Origin of the sequence: Pseudoduganella danionis (assembly GCF_009720775.1) — a bacterium.
Taxonomy (GTDB): Bacteria; Pseudomonadota; Gammaproteobacteria; order Burkholderiales; family Burkholderiaceae_D; genus Rugamonas; species Rugamonas danionis.
This window is the reverse complement of sequence record NZ_WNKW01000005.1, coordinates 312,897-325,349: the sequence shown is the minus strand read 5'-3', so window position 1 is coordinate 325,349 and position 12,453 is coordinate 312,897. Positions and strand designations below refer to the sequence as shown.

At 62.6% G+C, this 12,453-nt stretch carries 8 protein-coding genes; 3 read left to right on the top strand and 5 right to left on the bottom strand.

Annotated features, from left to right (window positions below):
- Nucleotides 1-216 precede the first annotated feature (216 nt).
- Nucleotides 217-1,356: a glycerate kinase gene (locus GM655_RS17955; RefSeq protein ID WP_155436055.1), complete on the top strand. Its 1,140-nt coding sequence runs from the start codon at nucleotides 217-219 to the stop codon at nucleotides 1,354-1,356.
- A gap of 53 nt (nucleotides 1,357-1,409) precedes the next feature.
- A complete protein-coding gene (locus GM655_RS17950; RefSeq protein ID WP_155436054.1) occupies nucleotides 1,410-4,463 on the top strand; it encodes a response regulator in 3,054 nt (1,017 codons plus the stop codon).
- 38 nt (nucleotides 4,464-4,501) lie between these two features.
- Here GM655_RS17950 and GM655_RS23255 read toward each other — a convergent pair whose 3' ends face one another.
- The 4 genes from GM655_RS23255 to GM655_RS17930 all read right to left on the bottom strand — a co-directional run bounded on the left by GM655_RS23255 (nucleotide 4,502) and on the right by GM655_RS17930 (nucleotide 9,626).
- Nucleotides 4,502-6,259, bottom strand: coding sequence for a methyl-accepting chemotaxis protein (locus tag GM655_RS23255; protein ID WP_155436053.1), 1,758 nt, complete (start codon nucleotides 6,257-6,259; stop codon nucleotides 4,502-4,504).
- A gap of 149 nt (nucleotides 6,260-6,408) precedes the next feature.
- Entirely contained in the window at nucleotides 6,409-7,617 is a 1,209-nt protein-coding gene (locus tag GM655_RS17940; RefSeq protein ID WP_155436052.1) for a hypothetical protein, read from the bottom strand.
- A complete protein-coding gene (locus GM655_RS17935; RefSeq protein ID WP_155436051.1) occupies nucleotides 7,614-8,975 on the bottom strand; it encodes an amino acid permease in 1,362 nt (453 codons plus the stop codon). The genes GM655_RS17940 and GM655_RS17935 overlap by 4 nt, the downstream gene beginning before the upstream one ends.
- A 66-nt stretch (nucleotides 8,976-9,041) precedes the next feature.
- Complete coding sequence (locus GM655_RS17930) at nucleotides 9,042-9,626, bottom strand: RidA family protein (protein ID WP_229632624.1); 585 nt, start codon at nucleotides 9,624-9,626, stop codon at nucleotides 9,042-9,044.
- A gap of 198 nt (nucleotides 9,627-9,824) precedes the next feature.
- Here GM655_RS17930 and GM655_RS17925 point away from each other — a divergent pair, with 198 nt between their 5' ends.
- A complete protein-coding gene (locus GM655_RS17925) occupies nucleotides 9,825-11,030 on the top strand; it encodes a cyanophycinase (protein ID WP_155436050.1) in 1,206 nt (401 codons plus the stop codon).
- A gap of 22 nt (nucleotides 11,031-11,052) precedes the next feature.
- Here GM655_RS17925 and GM655_RS17920 read toward each other — a convergent pair whose 3' ends face one another.
- The gene (locus GM655_RS17920) at nucleotides 11,053-12,420 is read right to left on the bottom strand and encodes a wax ester/triacylglycerol synthase family O-acyltransferase (RefSeq protein ID WP_155436049.1); all 1,368 of its coding nucleotides are present in this window, start codon (nucleotides 12,418-12,420) and stop codon (nucleotides 11,053-11,055) included.
- Nucleotides 12,421-12,453 lie beyond the last annotated feature (33 nt).

The window sequence follows — 12,453 nt, the reverse complement described above, 5'->3', positions numbered from 1 at the left end:
TGGCTGTCTTTACAACGATGATATATCGACCAGTGATGTTGCCCAGCGTCGCAACTACGCCACAGTTCAGCTCCTTTTGGTAGGATAGGCGCTTTAACCGGAACGCAGCCATGCGGCTGTGGCGGGCAAAACCGCAGGAACAGCGTGGTGAACCATGCGCCCACGCCTGCTTGCACGCCTGTGCCAGACTGTCGTTCCCTAGCAACGCTGCCCACTATGAAAATTGTCATTGCGCCCGATTCGTTCAAAGAAAGCCTGTCTGCGCTGGAGGTGGCTAGCGAAATTGAAGCGGGTTTCCGCCAGATTTATCCGCATGCCGACTACTGCAAGCTGCCCATGGCGGATGGCGGTGAAGGCACGGTGCAAGCCCTGATCGATGCGAGCGGCGGCCAGCGCATCGTGTGCGAGGTGGCCGGTCCGCTGGGCCAGCCGGTAACGGCGTTTTATGGCCTGATGGGCGATGGCCTGACCGCCGTGATCGAAATGGCCGCCGCCAGCGGACTGGAGTTGCTCACACCAGAGCAGCGCGATGCGCTGCATGCCAGCACTTATGGCACGGGCCAGTTGATCCGCGCCGCGCTCGCTGCAGGCGCGCGTCGCTTCATTCTTGGCGTAGGCGGTAGTGCCACCAACGATGGCGGCGCCGGCATGCTGCAGGCGCTCGGCGCCCGTCTGCTCGATGGTGATGGGCAAGAACTGGCCGCCGGTGGCGCAGCGCTGGCGCAACTGGCAACGATCGACCTGGCGCAGTTTGATGCGCGGCTGGCCGAGTGCGGTTTCCAGATCGCCTGCGACGTCGACAATCCGCTGGTGGGGCCGGATGGCGCCTCTGCCGTATTCGGCCCGCAGAAGGGCGCCAGCCCGGAGCAGGTGCAGCAGCTTGACGCGGCGCTGCAGCGCTATGCTGATGTACTGGCGAGCCAGTTCGGCCAGCAGGTGGCACAGTTGCCCGGTGCCGGTGCAGGCGGTGGCATAGCTGCCGCCATGCTGGTATTCCTGCACGGCCGCATGCGGCCCGGGGTCGAGATTGTGGCGCAGGCCGTGGGGCTGGCCGAGGCCATCGCCAGTGCCGATCTGGTGCTGACGGGCGAAGGCCGCATCGATCGGCAAAGCGTGCATGGCAAGACGCCGGTAGGTGTGGCGCGGCTGGCGCAGCAGTATGGCAAGCCGGTGATCGCCATCGGCGGTTGTCTGGGCAGCGGTGTCGAGCTGGTGTACCAGCATGGCATAGCGGCCAGCGTGGCGGCAGTGAGCCGTCCGTGCACGGTGGCGCAGGCGCTGGCCGAAGCGCGGCAGAATCTGCAACTGGCGGCGCGCAATGTGGCGGCCTTGCTAAAGCTGGGGCAGGGTTTGTAGTACGCGCGCGGAGGATGTGCTAGATTTGTTTAAACGAAAATATTTTTGCCATTATGAGTGAAGCCGCAACGCAGCCTCTGCCTACGATACGGGCGCAGATCTATGCGCTGGTGTGGGCTTGCGTCGTGCCGGCGCTGATCGGTCTGGCGCTACTGGCGAATAATTTCTACGAGCGCGAACGCGACCAGATCCAGCTCGAGTCGCTGATCACGGCGCGCGCGCTGGCGCAGGCGGTGGACCGCGACCTGAATACCGGCATCACCATGGCCATGGCGCTGTCGCACGATCCCAGTCTGGACCGTGGCGATCTGGCGGCCTTCTACCAATTGGCCAGCAAAGCGCTGCGTCCTGAATTCCCTGGCCTGAACTTTGTGCTCAGCGATCGCCAGTCGGTGCAGTTGCTGAATACAGTGCGGCCTTACGGCAGCAAACTGGCGGATCCGGGCAGCTATGAGCGTATCAATCAGGTATTCCAGACTGGACGCACGCTGATTTCCGATGTCTTCATCGGCGGTGCGCTGCAGCGCCCGCTGGTGGCTGTGCACGTGCCGGTGGAACGTGAAGGCAAGGTGCTGTACGTGCTGTCGGTGGCATTCCTGCCTGAGCGGCTGGGCAAGATACTGAGCGAACAGCATTTGCCGGAAGGCCGTGTGGCCGGTATCTTCGACCGCCATGGAGTGATCGTGGCGCGCTCGCACCAGCCGGAAAAATTTGTCGGCAAATACGGTTCGCCTTCGCTGCTGGCCGGCATGGCCGACAAGGGGGAGGCAGCGCTTCGCACCACCACGCTGGAAGGTACGCCCGTGTATTCCATGTACAGCCATTCGCAGATGTCGGGCTGGGCGGTGGTGATAGGCGTGCCGCGCAGCACGGTGATGGCGGAAATGCTCGAATCGATACGCTGGATTAGTCTGGGTGTGGTGGTACTGCTCGCGCTGGGGATTACCGGTGCGTGGTACTTCGCCCGCAGGATAGAGCATTCCGTGCGCGACCTGTCAGTCGCCGCCAGCGCGCTGGGCAAGGGCGGCCGGCTGCAGCAACTGGTGCGCAAACCGCAGTTCCGTGAAGCGGATGAAGCCATGCAGACGCTGCAGGCAGTGGAAGCGGAATTGCAGCATTACCGCCACCAGCTCGAAAGCGCCATCGAGGCCCGCACGCATGAACTGCAGCTGGCACGGCGCGCTGCCGTCGACCGCGAAGCCCGCACCCGCACCGTGATCGATAACGTGGGTGATGGCATCATCACCATGACGGCCGATGGCCGCATCGCTTCGTTCAACCGTGCTGCCAGCAGCATCTTTGGCTATAGGGCGGAAGAAGTGATGGGGCAACAGCTGACCATGCTCATGCCCGAGTCCATGCGCGCGGCCCATGAGGCCGGCGTGGCGCGCTATCTGGCCGGCTTCGTGCCGACAGTGGTGGGGCGCAATAACATCGAGCTGCAGGGCTTGCACAAGAATGGCCATACCTTTGTGCTGGAATTGTCGATCCGCGCGCTGTTCGTGGAAGGCCAGCATCTGTTCGTGGGCATCGTGCGCGATGTGACGGAGCGCAAGCGGGCAGAACGCGAGCTGCGCCAGGCCATGGAACAGGCTCAGATCGCCAGCGCTGCCAAGGATGTGTTCGTGGCCAATATGAGCCATGAGTTGCGCACGCCCATGAATGCCGTGCTGGGCATGGCCCACCTGCTGGCAACGACGGGACTGACGCCGGAACAGGGGCGCTATCTGGAAATGATACGGGCGTCGGGCCAGTCCCTGCTGGGCATCCTCAACGATATTCTGGATTTCTCCAAGATGAGCGCGGGGAAAATCGAAGTTTATCCGGCGCCGTTCGATCTCGACGAAGTGCTGCATGCACTGGCCAGCATCATGAGCATCAATGTGGGCGAGCGCAATCTGGAGCTGTCGCTGGGGGTTGCGCCCGATGTGCCGCGCGCGCTGATAGGCGATGCGCTGCGGCTGCAGCAGATACTGGTCAACCTGACGGGCAATGCCATCAAATTTACCGAACAGGGCGAAGTGGCCGTGTTGGTGGAGCGGGCTGAAGTGCCGGGTGCTGCGGTCCAGCTGCGTTTCACCGTGCGCGATACCGGCATAGGCATGACGGATGAACAGCTGGCCCGTTTGTTCTCGCCGTTTGTGCAGGGCGACCTGTCCACCACGCGGCGTTTCGGCGGCACGGGGCTGGGCCTGACCATTTCCAAAGGCCTCATCGAATTGCTGGGCGGCGGGGTGGAGGTGAGGAGCAAGCCCGGCCTGGGCAGCACCTTCCAGTTCACGCTGCCGTTCCAGCTATCGGCCCAGAGCGGTCCTAACCGCTCGGCCCAGCCGCGCCATCTGCTACTGGTCGACGATAACCCCAGCAGTCTGGCCGCGCTAGAAATGACGCTGGCCGCATGGGGCTGGACCAGCGTCAGCGTGGGCAGCGGGTCGGAAGCGCTGGCCCATCTGTGCAGCGGTGTGCGTTTCGATGTTGTGCTGGTGGACTGGCAGTTGCCCGACATGGCAGGACCGCAGCTCATAGGCGCCGTGCGGCAGGAGTTTGCCGTGCCGCTGATCTGCATGGTCAACGCTTTCGGCCGCAGCAAGCTGACGCTGGAAATGAGCGATGCTGCTGCGCCTGAATTCCTCACCAAGCCGGTCACCGCTTCCAGCCTGTTCGACGCCGTGCAGACGGCACTGGCGCCGGCGACGAGCGAAGTGGTCAGCACACCGGCGCCGCCGCAACTGCTGGCAGGTGCGCGCCTGTTGCTGGCGGAAGATAATCTGATCAATCAGGCGGTGGCCAAGGGCATATTAGAGCAGGCCGGTGCACAGGTCACGGTGGCTGCCAATGGCGAAGAAGCGCTAGACTTGCTGCGTAGCGGCGAAAGCTTCGATCTGATTCTGATGGACGTACAGATGCCGAAAATGGATGGTTACACGGCGACCCGGGCGATCCGGCGCGAACTACGTTTGCACTTGCCAGTGCTGGCCATGACGGCCGGTGTGATGGCTTCCGAACGTGAGCAGTGCGTGGCGGCCGGCATGGATGACTTTATCGGCAAGCCGCTCGATGTAGAGCAGATGATGTCCACCATATTGCGCCACCTGCCTGCTGCCTGACGAGGCGCCGCCCGCTTGGGGCAGCGCCTGAGCCGCGTTTAAAACTCTTCCCACTCGTCTTCCGCCGCTTTGCTGGCCGACCGGCTGGCTTTGCCTGCACTGGCGCTGCTGGCGCTACTGCTGGCCTGTGCTGCCGGTACACTGGCTTTGATGGCGGCCCGGGCAGGGCGGGCAATCGCGCTGCGCCGGGCCGGCGCGGTGCTGGCCGCTGCCGGTGCGCTGGCGCGGGCAATGCCGTGGCGCTGGGTATCGCCAGCGATCTGGAACACAGCCACCATCTGCGCCAGATTGGCGGCCTGTTCCTGCATGGCTTGTGATGCAGCGGCGGCCTGTTCTACCAGTGCGGCATTCTGCTGGGTCACATTGTCCATCTCGGCCACGGCCTGGTTGATCTGCTCTATGCCTATTTCCTGCTCGCGCCCCGCTTCGCTGATTTCGCTGATGATGGAGGTGACGCGGCCCACGCTGCTGACGATTTCATTCATGGTGCTGCCGGTCTCGTTGACCAGCGCGCTGCCGCTGCCCACTTTTTCCACCGAGTCGGTGATCAGTGCCTTGATGTCCTTGGCTGCAGCGGCCGAGCGCTGGGCCAGATTGCGCACCTCGGTGGCGACCACGGCAAAGCCGCGCCCCTGTTCGCCGGCCCGCGCTGCTTCTACTGCCGCATTCAGCGCCAGAATATTGGTCTGGAAGGCAATGCCATCGATGACGCCTATGATGTCGGCGATCTTGTCGGACGATTCCGTAATCGACCCCATGGTATCGACTACCCGGCTGACCAGCTCGCCACCCTTGATGGCAATCTCGGAGGCCGAGGTGGCGAGCGCACTGGCCTGACGTGCATTTTCCGAATTCTGCCGCACGGTGGAGGTGAGTTCTTCCAGCGAGGACGCGGTTTCTTCCAGACTGGCGGCCTGCTGTTCGGTGCGGCGCGACAGGTCCAGATTGCCGGCGGCGATTTCGCTGCTGGCCGTGGCGATGGCGTCGCTGCCCTCGCGCACACTGCGTACCGTGCCGGCCAGACGTTCCTGCATATGTTTAAGGCCGACCATCATGGCGCCCATCTCGTCGTCGCGGCTCTGGTCGATCTGGTTGGACAGATTACCTTGCGCCATGGCTTCGAAGTGGGTGCGCGTCTCATCGAGCGGATGCATGACGGCGCGCAGCAGCATCAGGCCGGACACGCCGGCCAGCCCCAGGCCGATGACCACGGCGACTATCGACAGCATCATGCTGCGCGAATAATCGGCCTGGCTTTCCGCATAATGTTTGCCTGTGATATCGAGCTGGTAGGCGGTGAGTTTTTCATTGCCTTCTATGTAGAGGCGGAACAGGCGGGTGATCTCGCCCAGCATCAGACGGCGGATTTCGTCCTGATTCTTGTCCGTCAGTGCCTTGATCGCGGGCTGCAGACCTTCCTTGATCAGCGCCTGGCGGTTGGCTTCCGCCTTGTCGGCCAGTTCTTTTTCGCCAGGCCCGAACGGCAGTGTCAGATAGCTCTTCCAGAATTTCTCGTTACCGTCGATGAAATCCTGCGCCTTTTTGAGTGGGTCTTGCGAAGCCGCATTATCGAGATCGAGTGCCACCCGGTCCAGCGATAAGCGGGCACGGTCGAGCTGGATTTGCGATTCGTAGATGGCTTTCATGGAAACCATGGAATTGCCATACACGTCCTTCAGGATCTCGTTGCTTTTTCGCAACTCGAATATCCCGCGCGCGCCAAGAAACAGCATCAGCAGGGCTAGCAAAGCGATGGTGCCGGTGAGACGGGTACGGATGGTAAGCCGGTCAAACATAGAGTTCTCCGTGTTTAGTGGGAACGGGCGCGCCCCAGCAGCGCTCTGGCCTGGCTGGGTGTTCCTGTGGCGCTTGCGTAGTATTACTTAGGCTAAAGGAGTCGTTGTCAAATTACAAGAACTGCTTACCATCATTTTGAAAGCTGAGCTCAGCTTGGGCTGGCAGGCTCATCATGGAGGGGGCGTAGCGCGAGGCCGAGCGCTTCCAGCCGGGCTGGTCGCAGCAGGCCGAAGTTGTAGAAGCCCAGTTCACGTATGCCTAGCTGGGCGAGCTGGTCCAGGGCCTTGGTTAGCTGGGCGCCGTCAGCCAGATCAGGTGGGCCGGGGCGCAGGATGGCGCGCAGTTGCGCGCTGCCGCCGAGGCGGCGTATGCAGTCCCAGGCGTCGCTGGCGACGGCAGCGGCATCGGCTTCGTAGAACGGTACTTCTATCCAGTCGGCTATCTGGGCCAGTGCTGCCAGATCCATGCCTTCCAGCCAGTTGCTGGCGGTGGGGCGCTGTACGGTGGCGATCACGGCCAGCTCAACCTGCGGCGGGATGGCTGCACGGATAGCGCCCACCAACTCCGTCACACGACGCTGGCGCAGCCTTAGCCATTCGGCCAGCGCAGGCATAGCCAGCAGGTCGGCCTGCAACCATGCTTGCGCCTGTGCAGGCGTGGCATCCACGGGCGCTTGCAGATACTGGTCGACGCTACGTGCTATCGAAGCGCGCAGGCTGTCCATGTTCAGCCCATGCTGGCGGCCCGCGGCCATGCAGGCGTCGCAGAAGCACAGGCTCAGCATGGTATCGAGCCAGACGTTGCTGCGCACTTGGGCAAACTCGTGATGGTAGCCATGGGCAAACGGTAGCCAGCCCGGCGTTTCCAGTACCAGCGAATGCACGCCTTGTGCGGCGATGTCACGGCACAGATTGACGGCATAGGCGAACACGGCATCGTGCATGGGGCACAGGCTGTAAACATAGCCATCGCTGAACACATTGCGTGCCGTGTATTGCGGATGCAGCGCGCCGAGCCGGCTGTTATGCAGCAGCACGGTCCATGCGTGCACCGCCAACTGAGCGTCGGCCACCAGCTCGGGCAGCACGCGGCGCATGGCCGGATCAGAATGGGCGAGCGGCTTGAGTTCACCATACAGCGCGGGCTGCGGTTCGAAATACACCACGCCGTCTTCGGGAAAAATGACGCGTGGGGCGTCGCCCGCCTGCGGGCGCAGGAATTTGCCCGCATGGTAGCTGACCGCCAGCGTCACGCCATTCATGCCCAGTTGCTGCAGGCGCTGCCCATGCTGGGCAGCCGATGCGACATCCCATGGGTAGCAGTACAGGCTACGGTAAGGTCGCGCCTTGCCGCTCAAGCCGCGTGCTCCGCCACCGGCTTGCCGCGCAGGCGGTAGCCCAGTGCCAGCGCTGCCAGCCAGAAGGGAATCAGATAGACGGACAGTTGCAGATCCGGCGTGAGGAACATTACCACCAGTATGCCGAGCAGGAAGGCCAGGCACAGGTAGTTGGTGTAAGGTTGGGCCGGGCTGCGGAACTGGCTAGGCTGCTGGGCTGCCAGCTTGGCGGCACGGAAGCGCAGATGGATCCAGCTAATCAGCGCCCAGTTGATGATCAGCGCCGACACCACCAGCCCCATCAGGAAACCGAAGGCTTTGCCCGGCATTAGGTAATTAATCACGATGCAGATGCCTGTCGCCAGTGCGGAAACGCCCAGTGCGATGACGGGCACGCCGCGGCTATTCACGTTGAGCAGTGCGCGCGGCGCATTGCCCTGACGCGCCAGACCGTACAGCATGCGGGTGTTGGAATACACGCCGCTGTTGTACACGGACAGGGCGGCTGTCAGCACCACTACGTTGAGCACATTGGCCACCAGATTGCTGTTCAGGGCGTGGAAGATCAGCACAAACGGACTGCCACCCGTCACCACTTTCTGCCACGGGTAGAGCGAGAGCAAAATGCCCAGTGCGCCGATATAGAAAATCAGGATGCGGTAGATGGCCTGATTGGTGGCTTTGGGGATGCTGTGCGCCGGATTGTCGGCCTCGGCTGCCGTGATGCCTATCAGCTCCAGCCCGCCGAACGAGAACATGATGACGGCCATGGCCATCAGCATGCCACTTAAGCCGTTAGGGAAGAAGCCGCCGTGCTGCCACAGATTGGCCACGCTGGCCTGTTCGCCCGCGCCGCCCGTGGCCAGCAGATAGGCGCCGAAGCCTATCATGCCGACGATGGCGACTACCTTGATAATGGCGAACCAGAATTCCATTTCGCCGAAAGCCTTCACATTGGACAGGCTGATGGCATTGATAATCAGGAAGAAGGCCAGCGCGGAAGCCCAGGTGGGCACTGCTGGCCACCAGTACTGCACGTAGATGCCCACGGCCGACAGTTCGGCCATGCTGACCAGCACATACAGCACCCAGTAATTCCAGCCCGACATGAAACCGGCCCAGTGGCCGCAGTATTTATCGGCAAAATAGCTGAACGAGCCGGCCACCGGTTCATCGACCACCATTTCGCCGAGCTGGCGCATGATGAGGAAGGCGATCACGCCGGCAATCGCATAACCCAGCAGCACGGAAGGGCCAGCCATCTGTATGGTCTGGGCTATGCCAAGAAATAGACCGGTGCCGATGGCGCCACCGAGGGCGATGAGCTGGATGTGGCGGCTTTTGAGTCCGCGCCGGAGTTGGTTCTGCTGTGCTGCCATCGCTGCCTCGGTTGTTGAGTAAAGAGCATGATTCTATAGCAGAAATGGCAGAGTCAGATGGCTGTTTTACAACCTCCGTGGCAGGTAGGCGATGCACTCGATTTCCACTTCGCCGCCCATGGCCAGAGCACTCACGCCCATGGCACTGCGCGCTGGTAGCCGCTCAGGCTTGAAATAGCCTGTGTAGATGCGGTTGAAATCGGCCCACTTGCTCATATCGGTCAGCATGATGGTGCATTTGACCACATCGTCCATGTTCAGATTATGGCCCTTGAGTATCGCGCCTATATTTTCCATGGCCTGCTTGCTCTGGGCTTCCAGTCCTTTGGCCAGCCCGGCCGGGCCTATGCCCAGTTGGCCGGAGATGAAGATGTAGTCGCCTGCACGCACGGCCAGCGAGAACGGCAGGCCCGGCTCGGCGCCCTTGTTGTAGAACTGGGTGGACTGGGCCAGCGGCGCGCCCAGCAGGCTGGCCAGCAATCCGGCGCGTACCAGTGTATATACGCTGGCACGGCGGGCTGTGCGCTGCGCATTGCGCACGACGCTACGTACTGCAGGCAGCAGGCGATCAAGCTGCAGCTTCAGCGGCTGGCTGGTGCCCGCGGCTGAAAGGCTGGAAAAATTCAGGGCAAGGCAGGACGATGGTTGCAAGACGGGCTCCTGTGAGTGGTCTTAACCGACAGTAAATTATAGGCAGCCCGTCCAGCCGAAGTAAATCATTGCGCATGCAGGCGCAAGATAGCTCTGCCAGAATGTGGCAAATATCAGTATGCTGTAGCCTTTTTCGGGGAGTGCAGCCGGTTTTTGCCGGTTTTTCTGCCTGACAGGCGAATTTGACGAGGGTGGCGTATGAAGCGGTGGCTGGGCTGGCTGGTAGCGGGTTTGATCTGGTGCACACAGGGCGGGGCGGCCGAGGCGCCGCCGCAAGGCTCGCTGGTGATTATCGGCGGCGCGCTGCGGGCGGATAATGCCGTGGTGTGGCAGCGCATCGTCCAGTTATCGGGCGGTACCGGTGCACGCATTGCCGTTCTGCCTACCGCGGCCGGCAACCCCGAACGTTCGGGACGCAATATCGCCAGCTATCTGAACCGCTACGGCGCCGCCGCCTTCGTGGTACCGCTGGCGCCCAGCCTGAAGCAGCGCGATTACCGCATCGACGCGGAAGATGCGCAACTGGCGCAAAGCATACGCGAAGCGGGCGGCGTGTATTTCGCCGGCGGCGACCAGACCAAGATCACGCGCGCGCTGGTGCGGCCCGATGGCAGCCGCACGGCTGTTCTGCAGGCGATCTGGGACTTGTATCAACGCGGTGGCGTGATCGCCGGCACCAGTGCCGGCGCGGCCATCATGAGCAGCACCATGTATGACGAAACGCGCAGTGTGTTGGATACCCTGAGCAGCGGCGTCAACGACGGCAAGGAACTGGCGCCCGGTCTGGGCTTTATCGGTAAAGATGTGTTTGTCGACCAGCACTTGCTGGCGCGCGGACGCTTTGCCCGCATGCTGCCGGCCATGCTGAAGAAAGGCTACAAGCTGGGGCTGGGCATCGATGAAAACACGGCGCTGGTGGTGCAGGGCCAGCGCAATGTGGAAGTGATAGGCTATCAGGGTGCGCTGCTGCTGGACTTGCAGCAGGCGACGGTGGATGCAGCAACGCCCCAGTTCAATCTGAGCAACGCGCGTATCAGCTATTACGACCGCGGTGACCGTTTCGAGCTGCCGAGCGGGCGCTACACGCCTTCGGCCGACAAGATCGATGGCAAAGTCGATCCGCTGCATCCGGCCAACCGCCAGCCCGTGTATTCCAGCGATATTCTTGGCCACAATGCCGTGCTGATAATGATGGAGCGCCTGATCGACAATGTACAGACGCAGGCCATAGGCATCGCTACGGCCGCGCCGGGCGAGCCCCATCCGGAGCTGGGTTTCGAATTCAAGTTCACCCGCGTGGCCGAAAGCGAAGGCTATGAATCGGCTACTTCGGAAGCTTATACGGTGCTGAAACTGCGGCTCGATGTGCGGCCCCTGCAGATCAGCCAGCCGTGGTATCGCTAGCGGCTGATGCTGCCGGGGGTGTTCAGGAACCGGCGGCCAGTGCGCCCGTACCGGCCAGGTCGGTGCTGCTCTGGGTGGCCTCTTCGCCGGCCGTCGCCAACTGCAGTTCCTCGAACGCTTCGTAGGTGAGTGCCATCAGACGGTCCGGATCCGGCACCAGATCGGTATCCACGAACAGCGCCAGCTGGATCTGGCCGGCATAGGAAATGAAGGCCAGCCCTACGCCCAGCTTGCCCGCCTGCGGCACCCAGCAGATCAGGTCCGTCATGCGCGAACCGGCCAGATAGCGGCGGCTCACCGGCCCTTCGATATTGGTCAGCACCACCGAACCCTTGGAGGTGAACAGATTGAGGGCGAAGTGCTGCAGCGCCGTCGGCAGGCAGCCGGCAATCGACAGGAAGGCCATGGTGGCGCGCGGCTGGTGCGAGCGCTTGATGGCCGTCATGCGCGAACTGGATTGCTTGAGGCGCAGGCGCGGATCATCCACATTGGTCGGCAGATCGACGGCCACCAGACCGAACTCGTTCCCCAGCTGGAAGGCATTGGCTTTCTCGCGCAGGTTGAAGGTGACGGCGGCACGCAGGGCGCGGCCATCAGGGCGCTGGCCATGCTCGTCCAGATATTTGCGCAGCGCGCCGGAAACGGCGGCGACCCAGACGTCGTTGAGCGTTACGCCCATGCGTTTGGACATGGCGCGCACCCGTTCCATATCGAGCGGCGGCAGCCAGACCAGCTGCTTTTCACCCGTCATCGGGGCCTTGAAGCGGCTGTGCGCATCGGGCCACAGCACGGACAGGCGGCTCACATGGAAGGCGATCTTCAGCCACGAAATGCCGCGCGCCACGGCCGAGCAGACGGCGTTATGCGCCACTGTGGCGCGGTGCGGATGGCCGACCGGCGAGGGCGTGCGGCCATGCAGGCCGTTGTCGTCCGTCAGATGGTTGAGCACATGGACCAGACCCAGACCGTCCGTGATGCAGTGGTGCACGCGGAACACGATAGCATGGCCGCCGTTGACGCGGTCCAGCACCGTCATATGCCACATGGGGCGGTCGCGTTCCAGCGGCAGGTGGGCCAGGCGGGTCATATGGCTTTGCAGATCGGCGCGGCTGACGTCCTGCTCCATCTGTTCCAGCTTGATGTGGCGGGTGATGTCAAAGGCGTGGTCTTCCACCCAGTGCGGGCGGCCATGGCGCTGCTCTACCTTCTGGGTGAAGCGCGGGTAGTTGGGCAGGCGCAGGGCGATGGTCGAAACCAGCCGCTCCATGTCGACCGCGCCTTCGAACAGCAGGATACTGTTGATGACCATCAGGTTGCGCTCCGTGTCCATGCGATGCCATGCATAGTCACGCCGGGTCATTGCCGCTGGGGCTGCGTTTGCTTTGCTCATGTGCTGCTGTCTCCTCCTGTGGCGCCGCATCTG

Bases quoted from the DNA above. Each gene is read 5' to 3' on its own strand.
- GM655_RS17950 (WP_155436054.1), top strand. From the start codon at position 1,410: ATGAGTGAAGCCGCAACGCAGCCTCTGCCTACGATACGGGCGCAGATC.
- GM655_RS17920 (WP_155436049.1), bottom strand. From the start codon at position 12,420: ATGAGCAAAGCAAACGCAGCCCCAGCGGCAATGACCCGGCGTGACTAT.
- GM655_RS17955 (WP_155436055.1), top strand. From the start codon at position 217: ATGAAAATTGTCATTGCGCCCGATTCGTTCAAAGAAAGCCTGTCTGCG.
- GM655_RS23255 (WP_155436053.1), bottom strand. From the start codon at position 6,259: ATGTTTGACCGGCTTACCATCCGTACCCGTCTCACCGGCACCATCGCT.
- GM655_RS17935 (WP_155436051.1), bottom strand. From the start codon at position 8,975: ATGGCAGCACAGCAGAACCAACTCCGGCGCGGACTCAAAAGCCGCCAC.
- GM655_RS17925 (WP_155436050.1), top strand. From the start codon at position 9,825: ATGAAGCGGTGGCTGGGCTGGCTGGTAGCGGGTTTGATCTGGTGCACA.